The sequence below is a fragment of the Calothrix rhizosoleniae SC01 genome, assembly GCF_900185595.1.
Classification (GTDB): Bacteria; Cyanobacteriota; Cyanobacteriia; order Cyanobacteriales; family Nostocaceae; genus Calothrix_A; species Calothrix_A rhizosoleniae.
On sequence record NZ_FYBH01000199.1, the window covers coordinates 1 to 18,999 of the forward strand.

General features: G+C 39.2%; 15 protein-coding genes and 1 pseudogene. 6 read left to right on the plus strand and 10 right to left on the minus strand.

Translation table 11 applies throughout. From position 1 onward, the window contains the following. Positions 1-268 precede the first annotated feature (268 nt). The gene (gene arsM, locus CALSC_RS12265; RefSeq protein ID WP_088241632.1) at positions 269-1,237 is read left to right on the plus strand and encodes an arsenosugar biosynthesis arsenite methyltransferase ArsM; all 969 of its coding nucleotides are present in this window, start codon (positions 269-271) and stop codon (positions 1,235-1,237) included. Positions 1,238-1,416: 179 nt separating this feature from the next. Further along, on the plus strand, positions 1,417-2,427 hold the full coding sequence (gene arsS / locus CALSC_RS12270) for an arsenosugar biosynthesis radical SAM (seleno)protein ArsS (protein WP_088241633.1): 1,011 nt from the start codon (positions 1,417-1,419) through the stop codon (positions 2,425-2,427). A 181-nt stretch (positions 2,428-2,608) separates the two neighbouring features. Here the strand turns inward: arsS and CALSC_RS12275 are convergent, their stop codons facing one another. From CALSC_RS12275 to CALSC_RS12295, 5 genes are all read right to left on the minus strand, one after another. Then, positions 2,609-3,292, minus strand: coding sequence for a Crp/Fnr family transcriptional regulator (locus CALSC_RS12275; protein ID WP_088241634.1), 684 nt, complete (start codon positions 3,290-3,292; stop codon positions 2,609-2,611). A gap of 212 nt (positions 3,293-3,504) precedes the next feature. After that, positions 3,505-4,752 carry a GspE/PulE/PilB domain-containing protein gene (locus CALSC_RS12280; protein ID WP_088241635.1) on the minus strand — a complete coding sequence of 416 codons (1,248 nt, stop codon included), beginning with the start codon at positions 4,750-4,752 and terminating at the stop codon, positions 3,505-3,507. Positions 4,753-4,890: 138 nt separating this feature from the next. Continuing rightward, entirely contained in the window at positions 4,891-6,063 is a 1,173-nt protein-coding gene (locus tag CALSC_RS12285) for a HetZ-related protein 2 (protein WP_088241636.1), read from the minus strand. A 576-nt stretch (positions 6,064-6,639) separates the two neighbouring features. Further along, positions 6,640-7,002 (minus strand): carbon dioxide-concentrating mechanism protein CcmK, encoded by a 363-nt coding sequence (locus CALSC_RS12290; RefSeq protein ID WP_088241637.1) that lies wholly within the window; start codon positions 7,000-7,002, stop codon positions 6,640-6,642. 237 nt (positions 7,003-7,239) lie between these two features. Continuing rightward, the gene (locus tag CALSC_RS12295) at positions 7,240-7,551 is read right to left on the minus strand and encodes a carbon dioxide-concentrating mechanism protein CcmK (protein ID WP_088241638.1); all 312 of its coding nucleotides are present in this window, start codon (positions 7,549-7,551) and stop codon (positions 7,240-7,242) included. Between the two features lie 131 nt (positions 7,552-7,682). Between CALSC_RS12295 and CALSC_RS12300 the strand changes: the two genes are divergently transcribed. After that, positions 7,683-8,564: an alpha/beta fold hydrolase gene (locus CALSC_RS12300; protein WP_088241639.1), complete on the plus strand. Its 882-nt coding sequence runs from the start codon at positions 7,683-7,685 to the stop codon at positions 8,562-8,564. Positions 8,565-9,089: 525 nt separating this feature from the next. Here the strand turns inward: CALSC_RS12300 and CALSC_RS27005 are convergent. The 4 genes and pseudogenes from CALSC_RS27005 to dxr form a co-directional block, all read right to left on the minus strand. Then, entirely contained in the window at positions 9,090-9,839 is a 750-nt protein-coding gene (locus tag CALSC_RS27005) for a hypothetical protein (RefSeq protein WP_200817623.1), read from the minus strand. Between the two features lie 5 nt (positions 9,840-9,844). Next, positions 9,845-10,477: a ParA family protein gene (locus CALSC_RS12310; protein ID WP_088241640.1), complete on the minus strand. Its 633-nt coding sequence runs from the start codon at positions 10,475-10,477 to the stop codon at positions 9,845-9,847. A gap of 160 nt (positions 10,478-10,637) precedes the next feature. Continuing rightward, positions 10,638-10,733: pseudogene (locus CALSC_RS27430) on the minus strand (RNA-guided endonuclease InsQ/TnpB family protein); the annotation flags it as partial. Between the two features lie 339 nt (positions 10,734-11,072). Further along, positions 11,073-12,269: a 1-deoxy-D-xylulose-5-phosphate reductoisomerase gene (gene dxr, locus CALSC_RS12320; RefSeq protein ID WP_088241641.1), complete on the minus strand. Its 1,197-nt coding sequence runs from the start codon at positions 12,267-12,269 to the stop codon at positions 11,073-11,075. Positions 12,270-12,741: 472 nt separating this feature from the next. On the opposite strand from dxr, the gene CALSC_RS12325 reads away from it, so the two are divergent. Both CALSC_RS12325 and CALSC_RS12330 read left to right on the plus strand, forming a co-directional pair. Next, the gene (locus tag CALSC_RS12325; RefSeq protein WP_088241642.1) at positions 12,742-14,316 is read left to right on the plus strand and encodes a CHAT domain-containing protein; all 1,575 of its coding nucleotides are present in this window, start codon (positions 12,742-12,744) and stop codon (positions 14,314-14,316) included. Positions 14,317-14,774: 458 nt separating this feature from the next. Beyond that, complete coding sequence (locus tag CALSC_RS12330) at positions 14,775-15,434, plus strand: hypothetical protein (RefSeq protein ID WP_088241643.1); 660 nt, start codon at positions 14,775-14,777, stop codon at positions 15,432-15,434. 386 nt (positions 15,435-15,820) lie between these two features. Here the strand turns inward: CALSC_RS12330 and CALSC_RS12335 are convergent, their stop codons facing one another. Then, the gene (locus CALSC_RS12335) at positions 15,821-17,209 is read right to left on the minus strand and encodes a PrsW family glutamic-type intramembrane protease (protein ID WP_088241644.1); all 1,389 of its coding nucleotides are present in this window, start codon (positions 17,207-17,209) and stop codon (positions 15,821-15,823) included. 282 nt (positions 17,210-17,491) lie between these two features. Between CALSC_RS12335 and CALSC_RS12340 the strand changes: the two genes are divergently transcribed. After that, positions 17,492-18,844 (plus strand): S-layer homology domain-containing protein, encoded by a 1,353-nt coding sequence (locus CALSC_RS12340; protein WP_088241645.1) that lies wholly within the window; start codon positions 17,492-17,494, stop codon positions 18,842-18,844. The last annotated feature ends 155 nt before the right edge of the window (positions 18,845-18,999 follow it).

Sequence of the window (18,999 nt, forward strand, 5' to 3'; positions counted from 1 at the left end):
CTCAGGAAAAACTCATAAATTTCCAGAGCAAATCCCATTAAATAAAAATAGCCGCAAGATGAGTTGTTGCTTAACTCAAGAATCAATCCAGTGGTATCTTGCTTATCACTGGATTTTTCTACAAAAATTTATCATCTGAGCGCCTAAATCATACTTAAATATATAAAGCTAATCTAAAACTTACGCACTAGAGACAGAAGAAGCAAACACCTCAACAGCATCATTTGTTGATGATGATACATTAATATTGCATAACTTTAGGAGTCTAATGACCTATCTCGATACAGCCGCACAATTCTACGGAGAAGTCGCTCAAACACCACAAATAGGACTTTGCTGTGTTCAAAGTTCCCCATTACAGCTACCAGGATTAACAATTCCTCTGCAAATGCAGGAAATGAACTATGGTTGCGGAACTACAGTCCATCCCGCAGAACTGGTGAATAATCCGACCGTTTTATATGTTGGTGTTGGTGGTGGTTTAGAAGCCTTACAATTTGCCTATTTTTCCCGTCGTCCCGGCGCTGTAATCGCCATAGATCCCGTACCAGAAATGCGAGAAGCAGCAGCCCGGAATTTGGAAATAGCAGCTCAAGAAAATTCTTGGTTCGATCCCAGTTTTGTGGAAATTCGTAGTGGTGATGCTTTTAAATTACCCGTTAATGACGATTCTGTGGATGTTGTTGCCCAAAATTGCCTATTTAATATCTTTGAGCCGGAGGATTTAAGCCATGCTTTGCATGAAGCATATCGTGTGTTAAAACCTGGTGGACGCTTACAAATGAGCGATCCCATTGCAACTCGCCCCATTCCCGAACATTTACAGCAGGATGAACGTTTGCGAGCCATGTGTTTATCAGGAGCATTAACATATGACGATTATGTCCATCGGGTGATTAGTGCTGGTTTTGGTCAAGTAGAAATTCGTACCCGTCGCCCTTATCGTCTCCTAGACTCGCAAACTTATAATTTACCAGAACCATTACTTTTAGAAAGCTTAGATTCTGTATCTTTTAAAGTAATTATTCCCGAAGATGGGGCTTGTATTTTTACTGGTAAAACAGCTATTTATGCTGGATCAGAAGAATACTTTGATGACGAAGTCGGTCATATTCTCCAAAAAGGAATTCCAGCAGCAGTATGTGATAAAACTGCCGGGAAATTAGCTAAATTAGTCCCAGAAAATATCATGATTACAGACTCAACTTGGCATTATACTGGTGGCGGTTGTTGTTAGGGTAAGTAATAAGTAATAAGTTTACAGACAAAAATTTGGATTGACTTCACATCTTGCACCTTCTCAATCAGGATCAGGTGGGCAGTGCCCACCCTACAAAATAATAAGGGTTACAGGCGATAATTATCGGATGGGATCATGTGGTGCAAGACTTTGAATTTAATAGGAATTTATAAACCATGCAAGCAGAATCAATTAATCCCACAATCACACCATTTAAACATAAGCTAGAATCGCCTTTAACTAAACAAAAAATTCAAGTTCTGCAAATTAATCTTGGTAAACGGTGCAATTTAGCTTGCAACCATTGTCATGTAGAAGCAGGGCCAAAACGTACAGAAGAACTTTCTCCTGAAATTTGCACGCAATTAATTGAATTAATTCATCAATTTCCTCAAATTAAAATTGTCGATTTGACTGGTGGGGCACCAGAGATGAATTATGGATTTCAACTACTAACGGAAGCGGCTAAAGCTAACGGAAAACAGGTAATTGTCCGGTCTAATTTAACAATTTACTTTGAAGATGGATTTGGATATTTACCAGAATACTTTGCTAAACACAAAATGAGGGTGGTTGCTTCTCTCCCTTGTTACCTCGCCGATAATGTTGATAAAATGCGGGGTAATGGCGTGTTTAATAACTCCATTAAAGCTCTACAATGGCTAAATAAACTAGGTTATGGCAAACATCCAGATTTAATTGTAGATTTGGTATATAATCCCCAGTTACCTACAAGGGATAAATTTACTTTAACTCCTCAACAAGCTAAATTAGAACAAGATTATAAAGCCTTTCTGCAAAACAAATTTGCCATTGTCTTTAATAATCTGTTTACTATTACTAATATTCCTGTTGGTAGAACTAAATTTTATTTAGAAAGAAAGCAGCTATATACTCCTTACTTACAGTTTTTAGAGTCTAATTTTAACTCCAGCACAGTGGAAAATTTAATGTGTCGTGATCAACTTTCCATTGATTATTTGGGTAACGTTTATGATTGTGATTTCAACCAAATGATGAATTTACCTGCCAAAAATTCCTCGGGAGAACCAATCACAGTGAGTAAATTACTGAAATATGGTAGCCTAGATGCGATCGCCAATGTGGAAACTGCTGCTTACTGTTATGGTTGTACTGCTGGTAGTGGCTCCAGTTGTGGTGGTGCTTTAACCCCAGAGGTTGGATAAGAAGACAAAATTATTTATTAGCACTACGCGCAACAAATTTTACCGACGAGTAAAAGGATACAAGCCCCTGACTTTAGACATGGGGTCAATTCAAAATCCAAAATCCAAAATCCAAAATCCAAAATTGTTTGATATACTCACCAGAGTTTAACCACGGTGAGTATGTCAATATTTCCCAACATTAAGCTCTACTAGCCAAGTTAATCAATTGTTTAAAGTTGATTAAATTAATTACAGAATTGCTAGAATCGATTTTTATCCATCCTTTTTCATCTAGTTTTTCCATAATTTTAGTAGTTTCTTCTACAGTTATTTCTGTAACATCAGCCAAATCTTGAAAGGGAATATTAAAAATTTCTTTCCCAAGTGCAGATTCTAGACCATAGCTTTCACCCAAACTAACTAGAGTATGAGCCAATTTTACTGCTGGTGGGGCATTTCGCATTTGCAAACGTAAATTAGTTTGTCGCAAACGTCGCACCATTAATTGCAACATTCGATGATGTACCTGGGAATCTTTAAACAAGATTTGAATAAAGTGTTCCCTAGAAATACTCAGTAAATTAACTCGAGAAAGAGCAATGACATCTGTTGAACGAGGAGATTCATCTAGAATAGCCATTTCTCCAAAAAAATCACCTTGACCTAAAATTGCCAAAGCAACTGAGCCTTTTCCTAGTGTACGTCGGACTTTAACCCAACCAGAAACAATGAAGTAAACTGCATTACCCCAAGCATCTTCCATTAAAACGGCTCTTCCACCAGGATATTGGTGTTCGGTAGATACATTGAGTAACCATTCCAACGACTCGGGGTTGGCTGTACTCATTAACGGGAAATTTTTGCTAACAACCTCTGTCTGCATGAAATATTTGCAATAAATAAAGAGAGAAAATTTCGTTTATTAAAATCTTTAAGAATACCGTTTTCTGATTTAAGAAGACGATTGTAAATATACGTAGACTCCCTTGACTAGTAACAGTCAAGTTTTTTTGTCTAGGTTTCTATTACAACATAATAACTGGAGTAACGAAATCAGCACTTTTACTGACAGAAGTATGAATATGATTAAATTTATTATTCTGAGGGGATAGTTAATATTTTTATTTGATAATCTAAACTATTTATCAGTTGATCTAATTGATGTAAAGCTGTTAATTTTTCCGCATTATCATTACTGTTGAGCAGGAGTCTTTCTTGGAGATTATGTAATTTGTGACTAAGAGTTTGAGTGATTCTCAAACTATCATTACTCAGACGTTCGATCTGTTTTTGACGGTAAAATTTTAGTGCTGTTCCTTTCAATACTTGTAATGTTGCTTCTTCGCCGCATTCCCCTGGCATAATACGTAAGCGGATTAATAAACTATTGTTTTGATGTAAGTATTCTTTCTCCACTTGTTGGATTTGGTCAATTGTAGTTAAACTAAATGAACCAAACCGCTTTAATTCATTTAACACTCCTTGGTATTGGGAGAGAGGCAACTTTTCGATTACATATTGTGGAATACCATTATTGCTCCAGATGATTTGACCTTCATAAGGTTCTCTTTTCAAATATAAGCGACCAATGCCACTCGTAAGCACTCTACTCAATAATTCTGTAAGTAATTGTTTGGGTGCTAGGGTTGGTAAAACATCAAGGGGATGTAATTCTTCTGCAGGTGGTAGTGATAAAACGGGTAATTTTTGAGTTAATTTTTCTCTCGTTTTATCAATAGTAGATGATTGTAATACAGTTGCACTACATTGTAGGTAAGTTGCTTCTGTTTCTACTTCTATTGTCGGTGTGAATGTCGGATGTTCATTGTCAATGGATTCTATAGCAGCCATCTTTTCCTGGGAATCCACCTGTTGATCATCATGAGTTTGTATCAGCTCTTGTTGACTGTTATGGGGGTGGACTTCTTCTATATGAGCAGATGAAGATGAATACTGTGCTTCTTCAACTATCTCTGGTTTCTGGATTTGGCAATTATCCGTATTTGTATTTTTGTAGCGTAGATAAGCTGAAAGAATTTCTTGATGGGTATTAACCGCGATCGCTCGTGTATCTATGGTGTAGTTAAGATAAGAGATAATGCGGTTCACATACTCTAAAGCGTCATCATCTTTTGGATATACCATACCCAACACAAGTCTTTGACGCTCTAATTCTAAGGGTAAGACTTGGTAGTGTAGGCAAATTTCCAAGGGTAAAAGACTTTCCAAGAGGTCGAATATTTGTTTGCTATCTAGAGATTGTTCCCTATCAGCGGTGGTAGTATGTAGCACTGGCTTACTGAACCCAGGGGTATCAGTAAAATTGCCCTCTGAAGATGACATATATATACTTGCTGTTGATAGATAGATGTATGTTTACACTCTATTCTGCATCTCCGTATTAAATCAGCTAAAAATGACAATTTTGCAGTAAATTAATTTTAACTTCACTGCAAATAAATCATCAGCAGATTATTAGCTCTATTGACTTCTAATAGCCTGAGCTGCAAGATATATTTTGCTCCACTCACCCATAATTTGATGACTTTTGAGCTTGAGTTGTTCTGCTATCTGGGCGAGATTTTTCCCTGATTTCAGTAATTTCAGTATGTGGCGTTGCTTAGGAGTAATTTTCTCATCTAGCAACTTTAGTTGTGCCAGTGTTAACCCCAAATTATGCTCCTCTAAAGATATTTCTAGCCAACCCTCAACTAATTCTGGCTTATCTTTGATAGCAAATACCCGTACAGCATGGTAGCTAATTTTTTCTCGCAGCCTATATATTTCCCTGATTGGCTTGTTTAAGTGTTTAGCGATTACATCCTGAGTTTTGCCTTGTAGGTAAAGATTTAGCCAGTCTACAGCCTCTTGTCCCAAATTTTCCTGTAAATACTTGGCAAATTCCCGTTTCACTATCTGACGTTGCAATTTTTGCTCTTCTACCGCTTGAGATGCTTCATACTCAGCTAAGGCTTGGGTATCAACCAAATTGATACTATTTTCACTATCATCCCCCAGTACTTCTTCAGATACTAGTCGAACCATATCTTTGCTGGGTACTTGAGTTAAGCCACCACGCTGACTACGTCGTAGGTAATTAATAAAGCGATATACCAATAGAGGTTGGTTACGTACTGGTCGCAAACAATACTCTTCAACACTAGCAAATAATAAGCCGTCTCTGAGTCTGGGATCCGTTGTAAATTCAGAGATGAAGGCCATTTGTTGCTGCATATAGTTATCACTTTGCAGTAACTCTTGCAAGACCTCTTGTAATACATCTAACACTTTCTGCTGGCGATCGCGACTGAGAGCAATCCAAGTCTGGATCTTGTTACGCAATGTAACCAAGCTTCCTAATCTGGTAATCAGGTTACGGTAAGCCCGATCTCTACCTACTCCCAAGTAACGTTGACTTAAAATTCTCCAACGATATTCCATTGCTTGTTTAGCAATATCCAGTTCTTGGGACTTTAGTGAATCAAGGCGTTTCTCGTCAGCTCCTAGAAACCAACGAATAATGCTTTCATGATTTGATACACTTTGTTCTGGACATTCCATAACCAGACGCTTGCGCCAATATTGAGTCAGTTTTTCTGCCTCTGATGTCATTATGAGATTGCGCTCCTCTAAACCCTCTTTTAAAGTTTGCATCACAACCCCCGTTTTTCCTACTCCTGTGTGTTATCTGGCATTTTTCCCCATGTTTGTTTGGTCATGAAGATTTAGTTTTGCCTACCTTTCTTTGTTTACGTCTGAACTCACTCAATTTATGCAGAAAGTTGGAAATCAGAGGTCGTTTATCTCCAGAAATTATAAATAAACCAGTCTGTAAGCGGCTTTGCTCAATTTTCGCGAATATTTACTTTTGTAAATATTATGTAAACGACGACCTGCTCTTTTGATCAAACTGATATCTTGTGACCTTCTAGATTATGTACTCCATTCATCCATCGGCTCAAGAATAATGTAAGTTGTGCTCAAATAGTACAGGGAGAAAATAAACAAATGAGTTGATATCCCCAGATAACTTTATTTTCTAAAGCTTTTTTATACTATTACGTAATGCTAGTTGATTTTCTTTGGGGTTATAAAAATTTAGCTTTAATCAAAAAAGCTTCTATATAAATATGGGATTATTCCCACAGATACGCTACAAGGCTGCGCCTTGTAACGATAGCAGGATAATCAATTCGAGTTTTCAGTTGATCTTGTGGATTGAATATTTCCTCAACGACGAGGTAGTTGTCTATTACCAGAAGCAACTACTGGATTTTCCACTGCTAGTCGATACTGTTCCACTTGATCTGTATAGCCAATTGGTAGTACACATTCCACGTTTTCATGGGGACGGGGAATGATTACCCATGATTCCAAAGTTCCGCCATGAACGTTCTCTACTGCATCAATACCCGCATCCATAGCGGTTTTCACCTCAGAAACATCCCCCCGGATATTTACGGTAAAACGGGCACTACCAACCCTGATATAGCCTACAAGGGTGACTCGACCAGCTTTCACCATAGCGTCAGCTGCGGCTAATACAGCAGGAAAACCCTTTGTTTCAATCGATCCAACTGCCTGTAGTGGCATTGGTTATATCTCCTCTATCAATAAACGATTGTGCCCCTAAACATCCATTGTACGAATGTTCTGGCATTTTTTAGATATTTTTTTCCCAAAGTCTTCCCTGGAAAGTTCCTGAATTTTAGGTGTGGGGAGAATATCATTTCAGTCCCCCACGGGCAATTTTGCCCACAACCAAGAATGAAAATACCTCTGACCGACTCCCGACTCCCGATTCCCCACTCCCCATTTTCTAGCTAGTTATCAGAAAATACGAAAAGGTTCAGTTTTTTCTGTGAAATGTATTGGTAAGACTGATTCTACATTTTCTGGTGGGTTGGGGACAATATAGTGGGTGATTACTTCACCACCATAGGTTTCTTCTCCTGCTATGATTCCAGCCTCAACTGAACGATTCACTTCCGAAACCTGTCCTCGAACTGCGACTACAAAACGACCGCTTTCGGCTTTATCATTATAGACAATGGTCACTTCAGCAGATTTAACCATGGCATCTGCTGCGGCTAAAATTGCCGGAAAACCCAAAGTCTCAATTACTCCAACTGCCATGGGCATGGCTTTACTCTCCAACGGTTAGATGTGATAATTCCAGCTTGTAGCAAAATAGCTTTCTTTATTAATTTTACGCGGGTTTGTGACCGATTTAGCGTGGTCATGAAGTATTTCCCTGAGACACAATCAAATTTATGTTTCCTAATTTTCTCCCTGACTCAGCAACTAATCTGACAGAATCCACTTCCATTGCATTAATTCAAAGTATTGAGCGTATAGCGATCGCCACTCCTTTAAGGGATAATGCGATCGCTACTACTTATGTTAATCAAGGTAGTGGTAGTACGCCTTTACTTTTACTTCATGGTTTTGATAGCTCTATATTGGAGTTCCGCCGTCTGTTACCCTTACTAGCAGCACAACAAGAAACTTGGATGGTGGATTTGTTGGGTTTTGGGTTTACAGAGAGAATACCTGGTATAAAATTTACTCCCACAGATATCAAAACCCATCTCTACCATTTCTGGCAAACTCTGATTAATCAGCCGGTAATTTTGGTGGGTGCTTCTATGGGTGGTGCAGCAGCAATAGACTTTACTCTGAATTATCCTCAGGTGGTGAAAAAGCTAGTACTAATTGATAGTGCAGGTTTAACAGGTAGTTCTCCCTTGGGTAAGTTCATGTTTCCACCTTTAGATTATTTGGCTACAGAGTTTTTACGTAATCCGAAGGTTCGTCAAAGTATTAGTCGTACTGCGTATAAAGACAAGAATTTTGCTTCAGAGGATGCTCTATTATGTGCAGCTTTACATTTAGAAATGCCCGATTGGCATAAAGCATTAATTGCTTTTACGAAAAGTGGTGGTTATCAACCATTCAAGTTTAAACAGCTAGGAAAGATTACCCAACCGACCCTCGTTTTATGGGGCGATAATGATAAAATTTTGGGTACAAAAGATGCTCCAAGATTTAAAAGAGCGATTCCCCATAGTCAGCTTTTTTGGATAGAAAATAGTGGTCATATTCCCCATTTAGAAAAGCCACAAATTACTGCTGAGAAAATATTGAATTTTTAAGGGAGGTAATGCCCACTGGGAGCACTCAAATTGGGAAATTTACCAAGATGGGAAGTCATTGGGTGAACACATTTTTCTCTAGGAAAATGTAGCAATCGCTATATAAGTAATCAAACAAAAATATTTACCATTATTACAAACTACGCGAAATAATCCTAACCCTTGCGATTGCTTCGTTTCACTCCGTTACACTCGCAATGACATTGTGTAATTAATTATGTTTAACTACTTATAGGCTTGGCGATTGCTTTGCTTCATGGCATTATCCCATTACTTCGCCCACCCTCAGAGGTATTGCTCATTTTGATTAGGAGATTGAAATGGGTGCCAGCAATTGAAAAATATTGGAATCTACGTCCTAACTTACCTGGCTATGAATATAAGCAAAGCTCTGCCCTAGGCTTTACGCAATGAAAAAATTGATTCAGAAATTACAGAGAGGCAAAAAGTGAATCAGGCGATTTCTCCATTTGATTTTCCTTCCCTACTAAAAGACTTATCAGAATTATGGGTAAGGAATAGTAGTTAATCAAGTAACCACATTTGCGTTGAATTTTCAGCTCCTTCTTCTTGGGAACGATTCTTAGACACAATTGGACGAGGAGTTCTTTTAGGATATTTAGTTGACTTATGAACAATACTACTTTCTTGTTGCATTTTTCTCCGTTGAATTGCCCCTGGTTTGATATTTTCTTGCTTGAACGCCTCTATTTCATCTGTTAACTTTGTATTAGTTTCAGCTAATTGCAGGGCATCTTTTTTAGTCGCATTCAGCTCTGCATTCACCTTATCTATCAATGATTTACCTTCTGCTAATTCTTGATTTAGCTTTTCTGTCAATGATTTACCTTCTGCTAACTCTTGATTTAGCTTTTCTGTCAATGATTTTTGTGCTGTTAATTCTTGATTTAATTTTTCTGTCAATGATTTTCCTGTGGATAAATCTGATTGCAATTTGGCAACTTGTTCCCTAAGTTCTGCCTCTGTCTTATCTGCTTGTTCTAAGTCTTGTTTTAATTCTTGGACTGTAATTTCTAAGTCTGCTTTGGTGATAGCCATAGGTTTGGAATTAGGTGATTTTGGCGCAGCAGTTGGGGTTGTATTTGCTTGCATTTCAGTTGGGGAATCCGTATCTGTGGATGTTGAGCTTTCAGCATCCTGATTATCTACAGCTTTAGCTTCCACATCAATTGTCGATTCATCTGTTTGATTCGGTGTCAGCTTTTGAGCTTGTGCTTCTTCCTTAATTAAATTGGACAGACGTTTTCTGGGCATGGTTACTATTTCCTCCAATCATTTTTGATTTCTGCTGCAACACAGCGATAGTCAGATTCCGCCTCCCGAGCATTTCTACCCCGCCATTGATGGATAGCTACACCATCCAGTGCTGCTCGCTCATGAGCCTTGTAGGCACGAATCACAGTATGGCAAGCGGGAATACCTAACTGTATTAAGGTATTTTGTGCTTCTTTGACTTCTCCTAAACTCCGGGGATCTACTTTTGTGAGTAGTACTCGATGAGGAGTTCCCACAGGCATGACGGCTGTTGTAACTGTCTCAATCAAGGCGGCTAAATCCATCGGTGCTGGCGGTGTGGGCAAAACTAGATAATCTGCAATTGCCACTACTGCTGCTAATGCTTCTGAGTGCAACGCCGGAGGTGTATCCACTATAACTAAATCGTAACCTGTTATTTTTTGTAAATTACTTAAAAGTTTGGCATCTGTCTCTGGAGCTAAATCGAATCCCATTTGATTCTCGCTTCGCCCAAACCACCAACTAGCTGAACCTTGAATATCTGTATCCACAAGTAGAACTTTGTGCTCTTGGGCAAAGGTTGCAGCCAAATTGATGGCAGTAGTGGTTTTACCAACTCCCCCTTTACCATTGAGAATAGCAATTATTTTGGCCACTGATTATTTCCGACGTTGCTTTCACCGAATATACCGCGTTTCAGTTAACAGTTAACAGTTATCATTTATCAGTAATGCTTTTAGCATGGTATTAGGTGGCTTATACCAATTAAAAATATGGCTTTGCATAGTTGCGGGATGAATTAGTAACTGAAACCATAATAGACTTAGCAAGACAATGATCTTTAACTAAATTTTTAATCCTCAAATCTTCATAGGTTACCAAATCGTGAGATTGAATTACGCAACGTGCCACTGTTTAGTGTTGGTCAGATTTACTTATATTCCATCATGGCGGATAAATCCCCCAACGCCACATTATACGTCTTAAAATATACAGCAATAAACTGAGTATTCATCCTCACTTTATTGTCTAATCTGTGGGCAATATAGAGAGTTATTGCTGTTGTTATTTTTGCGATTGCTGTAGCTATTTCCTAATCTACTCTTACATGGCGAAATTCCTTGATATAGTTGGATCACCACACTGTCAACTAAATATCATGGACTTCAATGTCTAAATTTTTTGACAGATGCATTTGTAACATACCTCGTTCTATTCAAAATGAGGATAATACAAATGCACCATTTTTAGTTAGGCTAAAGAAATAGTTTGGGGACGAGCTGCTAAATATTCCATAGCTGTTAAAACTTCCTTTCTAGCCCAGATATCAGCTGCTAAAATGTCATCTAAAGTCGGATTTACATGGTTGTGATCTTGATGGCGATCGCATACCCATTCAATACACCGAGGAATATCTAAGAATTTAATTTTCTCTTCTAAAAATAAGGCTACAGCTTGCTCATTGGCAGCATTTAATACAGCTGGCATTGTTCCGCCTGCTTTGCCTGCGGTATAAGCTAATTGCATACAAGGATATTTTTGACCATCGGGTTCCCGGAAAGTTAAGTCTCCAGATTTAACTAAGTCTAATGGTTGCCAATCCGTATAAATACGGTCTGGCCAAGATAAAGCATACAGTAAAGGTAGACGCATATCTGGCCAACCCAATTGGGCTAAAACAGAGGTATCTTGTAATTCAATTAAAGAGTGAATAATACTTTGGGGGTGGATGACAATATCAATGCGATCGTAATCTACCCCAAATAGGAAATGGGCTTCAATTACCTCCAAGCCCTTATTCATTAAACTGGCAGAATCTACAGTAATTTTACGCCCCATAGACCAATTGGGATGCTTTAAAGCATCGGCAACGGTGACTTCAGCTAATTTTTCTGTGTCCCAGTCCCGAAAAGCACCACCGGAAGCTGTGAGTAAAATGCGTCGCAAACCTCCTGTTGGCACACCTTGCAAACACTGAAAGATGGCGGAATGTTCGGAGTCGGCTGGTAATAACTTAACTCCATGTTTTTCTACCAATGGTAAAACCACTGGTCCTCCAGCAATTAAGGTTTCTTTATTGGCTAGGGCAATATCTTTACCAGCTTCAATGGCAGCAATAGTAGGTAATAAACCAGCACAACCCACAATACCAGTGACCACAGTTTCAGCATTACCATAGCCAGCAACTTCAACAATACCCGCCTCTCCAGCCAGGATAATTGGCTGGGGAAGTATATCAGCGATCGCAGCTTTTAGTGCTGGTAGCTTTTCTTCTGCACGAATGGCTACTATACTGGGTCGGAACTGCCTCACTTGAGCAGCTAACATTTCTACGTTATTTCCTGCGGCTAATCCCACAATTTGGAATTGATCGGGGTACTGCGCCACAATATCTAAAGTCTGAGTCCCAATGGAGCCAGTGGAACCAAGAAGAGTAATCGCTTTCACAATTATTTAAGCATTGACAGACTTCTCCACTATAAATTGATAAGTACACCAATCAAAAACAAACACATAGACTTTCCTTCCTTACCTCCTTCCCTCCTAGCTTGAAAATGAGGAGTGAAGGAGTGAAGGAGTGAAGGAGTGAAAGAGTGAAAGAGTGAAGGAATTATTTTCATGCTTGGTTGCGTACCAATGTACTCTAAGAGAAGGCTGCGCCTACATGAGGGACTAGCTAGAAAATAGGGGTTAGGTGGAACGGGGTTGGGGGGTAGGGAAGAGGTATTTTCATCCTTGATGGTGAAAATTTTTTCATCGGGACTGCCTTCTTCAATTTTTGATGATTCCTAAGTTCTCGATCAATTAATAAAAACCTGAAATAATATAGTTAATACTAGAACTAAAAAATCCTAGGGGAGAAATTATCTGCCTGAATGAATTTTTATTGAAAATTATTTGATTTTTACCTAATTATTGAATGACTCCATCCCTTAGTCTGGCGATCGCTCATCTTAATATTGGCACTGATAATTTCGCCATTTGGGTGGTACATGCTCCCTATCCCAGTGGTTACGTTTTACATGACTGTGTTTGGTCGCAGCATGTCACCGAAACTTGGCAAAAATGGCAGCAAATGTTTGCGCCCCACAACACCTTGGATATTCCCCTAGGAAAAAAATTAGCCGATCCTAATCAGTTACCATCAGAGCTGGCTCAAATGCCTTTAAAGGAAAGAGGATATGCAGCACGGTTGATGCAAGAGTTGGGTCTGAGGCTATGGCATTGGTTATTTAAGGAGCAGATTCTGGGTAGTTTGGAACGCAGCCAAGGCATAGCGATGGGTCAAAACACTCGACTACACCTGCGTTTGGAAATTCGTGACCCCAATTTGATTACCTTACCTTGGGAAATAATGCAGCCTAAACCAGGTCAACCTGCTATTTCTTTATCTCATCAACAACTACTATTCAGTCGTACTATCAGTGAAGTAGAAGCCTTACCATATTTACGTACTGATCGGGCTTTAAATATTCTCCTGGTATTGGGAAAAGACAATCGATTAGAACTAGATAAAGAAGCCTCCCTATTAGAGCAAACCTTAACAGCTGGAGGCCCCCTAGCCAGTAGTTCCCAAGGATACGCACCTTGCCTAGTGAAAACTCTAGTACAACCAACTCCTCAACAATTAATCCAAGAATTAGAATCAAAAACTTACAATGTATTTTTTTATGCTGGTCATGGTTTGCCAGCACCAGATGGAGGTCAACTCTTTCTGGGACCAGAAATGACCCTGAATGGTATCGAATTGGCACAGGCTCTTACTAGTGCAGGGGTAAAATTAGCTGTGTTCAATGCCTGCTGGGGGGCTATACCAGCAGCAGCTAATCGTCAAGCAATTCCCTCTAGTAGCTTAGCTGAGGTTCTAATTCGTCATGGAGTCCCAGCAGTGTTGGGAATGCGGGATGAAATCGCAGATTGTGAAAGTCATAGCTTTATTCATGCTCTTGCCCAAGCTTTGCGATCGCGCAAACCAATTGATGAAGCTGTAGCAGAAGCAAGGCAACAACTATTAACTGTGTATAAATTTAATCAGCCAGCCTGGACTTTGCCTATTCTCTACCTCCACCCATACTACGATGGGGAATTGATCAAAAGTTTTGATGATGGGATTACAGAACTTCCGGAAACATCCATTCCTGGAATTGCCAATAGGTTTCCCCCCGCAGTTTTGCGTTCAGCAGGTAAGGTCTGGCGACTCAGACCCGGTGTTAACCGCATCGGTCGTACGGCAGATAACGATATTGTTATTCCAGAGCCTTCTGTGTCCAGGTTACACGCCGAGATTTTAAGTAGAAATACTTTAATCGGCACTAGCTCAGCGCAAGTTTATTACCTAAATGAAAAATCAACCTATGGTACAACCTGGATTTTAGAGTCTGGAAGTTGGCGACAAGTTCATCATGAGGAAGTTCCTTTAGTTTCGGGAATGCAATTAAAATTTGGTAGCACCAGAAGTCAAACCTGGGAATTTATTATCGAAAATCCTTGTTGAAGAAGTCAAGAGGCAGTGCCAATGAAAAAAATTTTCACCATCAATTATCTAAGTATAATTTTTCCTTCCCCCTGCTCCCTGCTCCCTGCTCCCTGCCCCCTGCTTAGAAGTCAGAAAGCAGAAGAATTTTTGGGTATAATCCGTTTTTCTAGGATGGCTTTGGGCTAAAATTGGGGCAAGTTACGATCAGCATGTGGCAGACTCGCAAGGAATATGGAGAGTTAATCACACTATATTAAACTATATTAAATGGTAGATTCTATGGGTATCTTCTGCCCAGAAAATGCACTAATTTTACTGTACCTCATACAACTGAGAACAAATATTGTCAAGTAGGCAGAAACACCTTACATTAAGCGGGGAAAATCAGATTTTTTTGCGGAAATTAGATGCTAGCAAATGTAGCTGTCTGTACAAGTTAATTCATTACAAGTTAATTCATTACCTGGAGATGACTGATGATCGATAAAACCAATTTATCCAACACCTTCTATCCCCCGGAGCAATCTGTTGGCTTCGATTTATTAGAAGCCTTACTTAGCCCAGAAGATGAAACTTATCCCTGGAATCCCCTTGATCCTGAATCCGAAGAATATTTGCTCAAAGCAGAATCACAGTTTGTACTCCAAGACGTAATAGAAGAAGAATTTGATTCATTTTCACCCAATTTTTATGCTGGGCTAGATGATCTTTGGGCCAAATTTCCAACTACAGAACACTACAATCATACTACAGGTGATTCTATTATTGCGGAGCTTCAAAAAACTTTACAATTAAATTTCGCGGCACAAGTACCACAAGATTGGTTGCAAAAGATAGCTCAAGCAGCTGGAAAGATGCTTGATTCTCAAGCTTCAATTGGAGAGCAGTTAGTGCAATGTGTACAATCGGTGTTGCCAACATGGCAAGAAGATGATTTGTTTGTCTTAGCACGTCCTCTTGCTTATGCGATGCGTAGTAGTGATAATAATGATGCCAATGAAGCGACCCAAGTTTTAGAAAAAATTGGAGATAGAGAATGGACAACTTTATCAGAAATTGAACAAGCTAGGTTGAGTATAGCGATCGCCCATCACGCGCTGAAGAATATTCAGCAATCTCAGGAAACAGAAAAATAGTCTATTACTACAATTTTTATGGTCTTTAGAGATTTTTTAAGACAAGGACTTACTGTGCCTACATTGGTCTTGAATATTCCGGAGATTCAACCTAATACTTAGGAATTTACCAACTATAAGCATAATATATGACATCTGTTCAACTAATGCCATCCATCAAAAGATATAAAATCTTCATGTTCTTCTAGGGTATTTATCATACCATTTTAGATTTTAGATTTTGGATTGTGAAAGAGCTACTACATAAGCTATTCAAATTTCCATTTGTCGCGATCGTCTTTCAAATTAGTATCACTTTGTAGGCATAGTTTCCTTGTCTGATTTCAGACTCCCAATAAAGTAATTTCTTACAAGCATCATTCCTAACTCTTCACTATTTTAAATTGCTACTTAGATTGGAAAAAACGGGTAGCGAAATTTTGTGAGCGCGTCGGTGAAAGTGCCCTGGCTTTGAGAATTGCCGCCATAAGAAAAGCGTAAGCAATTACACCTACAATTATTAGAAGTAAGCCATTAATTATACCTGCTGCATTCCATAAAGCATGTAAACTGGATGCCGTTAAGTAGCCTACCAGCAATATTTGCCAAGTTCTTCGGGGTTTGAGAACTGCTAAACCCACAAAATATCCTAAATAGCCACTATATGCCATATGTCCTGGTAAAGAACCGAGAATACGGGGAATGAGCAATTGAAAACCAGCTAATAAACCAGCTCCTTCTCCTGCTTGTTGAGCAACATTTTGAGTAATTGCTGGTACATATTGTCCCAGGGTTTCTAGCAAGGTAAAACCGACAGCAGAAGCCGTACCTAAAAGAATCCCATCCAATGGCTCCCAGACACCTACCCGTTCTCGCCAGGGTGAAGGTAATATTTTACCAATTAAGAAAGCACCCATGATCGGTAATGCTTTTAACAATTCTTCCATTAAGCCGGCTCCAAAGAACATCCGTACAAGTAGTTCTCTGAAAGTTATGGTGTCTTGGTTCGCAGGTAAATCACCAGGTAGAATATCACGGAATATGAATATAAATAAATCTAAAATAGGACTGAAGAGAATCAGCATTGTTGCTAATCCTGAACCTACAAGTACCCACCAAGGCTTATGTTTGCCACATAACAAGTAGATAAAAAAGTAGTATGCAGAGAAAGCGATAAAAGTTGCGACTAAAACTTGATTTAATTGCGGATTATCCAGGGTAGCAAACATTAATACCACAAATACAACTGTGATAATCCCTGGAATTAGATAAGCCTTTGTAGTTAAATCTTTTCCTGTAGAGAGAATGGGAAACAGCTGGGTAAAACTCACAGAATCTCCAGAAGATAAATGTGAGTTGGCATTTGGGTTGCTAGTGGCTGACTGTAGGGGAGTAGGATTACTTAGTTGTTTAATTGCCGTGGCGGAAGCATTTTCCTCATACTCAAACAGAAATTCTGGCCCATCATGACCTAATCTAATGCGATCGCCAGATTGTAATTCTTGGGAACCTTGTAAGCGTTGACCATTTAAATAGGTTCCATTGGCACTATTCAAATCATACAGTACCCAATTGATAATACCATCTGGAGATGTAGATAGGGGACGAAAAATTGCGTGACGACGAGATACCATCCGATACATCATGGCATCTAAAATAATTTCACAGCTGGGGTCTCGTCCAATTACCATGTCTTGAGTTGGAAGCAGGGGGTAAAGAAAATCTGACCCTAAAACTGCTGCATTTGCAGACACTAGTCGCACCAATGCATTTTGTCTTGCGTTTTTGCCTGTCATCGAGTGAGAGTGGTTACTAAATTAATTTTTACTTTTTGTACCGCAGGACTTAAACCCTAGCCACATTCACGGCATGGCTAGATACACTATAGCTCCACTCCCTGCAAAGAAATTAAAAATATTCCAGAAGAGCCGGGTTTTCCCCTGACTTTATTAAATATTGATAATTTCTGGTAAATTCACTACTCAAAAATCAAAAAATAGAATAAATTACAAGGGGATGGAATCAAATTGCCACAGTCTGCGCTAGGGTAGAAATGAGAACTTGATTTGTGATTAAGCGTGCTGCACTGTAAACGTCCTGTTTTCTATCTGGGTTGGGCAATAATAATTGCCTCATTAACAGCCTGTGCTAATAGTCCCATTGGCAAGAATTGGGAGCAGTCTTTAGCCCCAGATCCTCAGTTAACAGATAATCCAACAGTATTTGGCGCGAAACAAGTCAGCGCGCAACAGAAGCAGCCGACAAAATTAACAACAAAGTTACCAGCAGATTTTCCCCAGGATATTCCCCTTTATTCTAATGCAAAGTTACAGGGAGTAACATCCGTTAAAGGTAAGGATAATCAAGTATCAACCCGTTGGTTAAGTGCTGATCCGAGTAACATTATTACCAGTTTTTACACAGAGCAGTTACAGAAAAATAACTGGAAATTGATCAAAACGCAAAAACCAAGTGGAGATTTTCAAAGTATCTTATCAGCTAGGCGAAATAACTTACAAGTCAATATTTCGATTCAGCCGCAGCAGGTGACTAGTGCTGTAGCAAATCAGCCAAAAGCTGCTACTGAAATACTCATTGCATATCTACCAGTTACATCAACCTCTAAAATCAAGGGGAATAATATTCCCAAACCAGGAGATGGGGAATTTATTGGTCCATTACCACAGAAACAATCGACACAACAAACTATCAGCAAAAGTACACCCACAAATCAATCCCAGCCTATTGGTGATGTTAATCAAGTAACCAAACAACTAAGTGGATATATTCAAGATTTAGCTGCATTGGGTGTTTTTGGTGGAGAATTTAATCGGGCTAAGAGTAACTCTAGTAATACTGAAGAACAATTTCAACCCAACAAAATTATTACTAGAAGAGAATATGCTCGGTGGTTAGTAGCTGTAAACAATGCTATGTATGCCGACAAACCAGCCAAACAGATTCGTTTAGCATCAGCAAGCGATCGCCCAGTATTTAAAGATGTATCGTCAAATGATCCTGATTTTACCACAATTCAAGGGTTAGCGGAAGCTGGATTAATTTCCAGTTCTTTGTCTGGGGAGACGACAAATGTTCTATTTCGCCCCGATGCACCTTTAACTAGGGAAAAATTGTTGTTATGGAAAATACCTTTGGACACTCGCCAAGCTTTACCAACTGCAAATATCAATGCGGTACAACAAACTTGGGGTTTTCAAGATGTGGGTAAAATTGCTCCGAAGGTACTAAGGGCGCTATTGGCGGATCATCAAAATGGGGATAAATCTAATGTGCGTCGGGTGTTTGGTTATACTACTCTGTTTCAGCCCAAGAAACCTGTGACTCGTGGGGAAGCTGCGGTGGCTCTGTGGTATTTCGGGACTGAGGGGGAAGGGATATCGGCTGTTGAGGCTCTGAAGTTGAATAAGTAATAAGTAATAAGTAATAAGTAATACCAATTCAAATCATGTTTGCGACACATACATTTTTCGTAAAGGCACGGCACTAGTAAGATAATTTTATATACCAAAAGATTGTGGATGTTCCCTACCTATTTGTCCCATTATTTTTTCAAACTGGTATAATT

Bases quoted from the DNA above. Each gene is read 5' to 3' on its own strand.
- CALSC_RS12285 (WP_088241636.1), bottom strand. From the start codon at position 6,063: ATGCAAACTTTAAAAGAGGGTTTAGAGGAGCGCAATCTCATAATGACA.
- CALSC_RS12275 (WP_088241634.1), bottom strand. From the start codon at position 3,292: ATGCAGACAGAGGTTGTTAGCAAAAATTTCCCGTTAATGAGTACAGCC.
- CALSC_RS12330 (WP_088241643.1), top strand. From the start codon at position 14,775: ATGATCGATAAAACCAATTTATCCAACACCTTCTATCCCCCGGAGCAA.
- CALSC_RS12295 (WP_088241638.1), bottom strand. From the start codon at position 7,551: ATGCCCATGGCAGTTGGAGTAATTGAGACTTTGGGTTTTCCGGCAATT.
- CALSC_RS12280 (WP_088241635.1), bottom strand. From the start codon at position 4,752: ATGTCATCTTCAGAGGGCAATTTTACTGATACCCCTGGGTTCAGTAAG.
- CALSC_RS12335 (WP_088241644.1), bottom strand. From the start codon at position 17,209: ATGACAGGCAAAAACGCAAGACAAAATGCATTGGTGCGACTAGTGTCT.
- CALSC_RS12300 (WP_088241639.1), top strand. From the start codon at position 7,683: ATGTTTCCTAATTTTCTCCCTGACTCAGCAACTAATCTGACAGAATCC.
- CALSC_RS27005 (WP_200817623.1), bottom strand. From the start codon at position 9,839: ATGCCCAGAAAACGTCTGTCCAATTTAATTAAGGAAGAAGCACAAGCT.
- arsS (WP_088241633.1), top strand. From the start codon at position 1,417: ATGCAAGCAGAATCAATTAATCCCACAATCACACCATTTAAACATAAG.
- CALSC_RS12325 (WP_088241642.1), top strand. From the start codon at position 12,742: ATGACTCCATCCCTTAGTCTGGCGATCGCTCATCTTAATATTGGCACT.
- CALSC_RS12290 (WP_088241637.1), bottom strand. From the start codon at position 7,002: ATGCCACTACAGGCAGTTGGATCGATTGAAACAAAGGGTTTTCCTGCT.
- arsM (WP_088241632.1), top strand. From the start codon at position 269: ATGACCTATCTCGATACAGCCGCACAATTCTACGGAGAAGTCGCTCAA.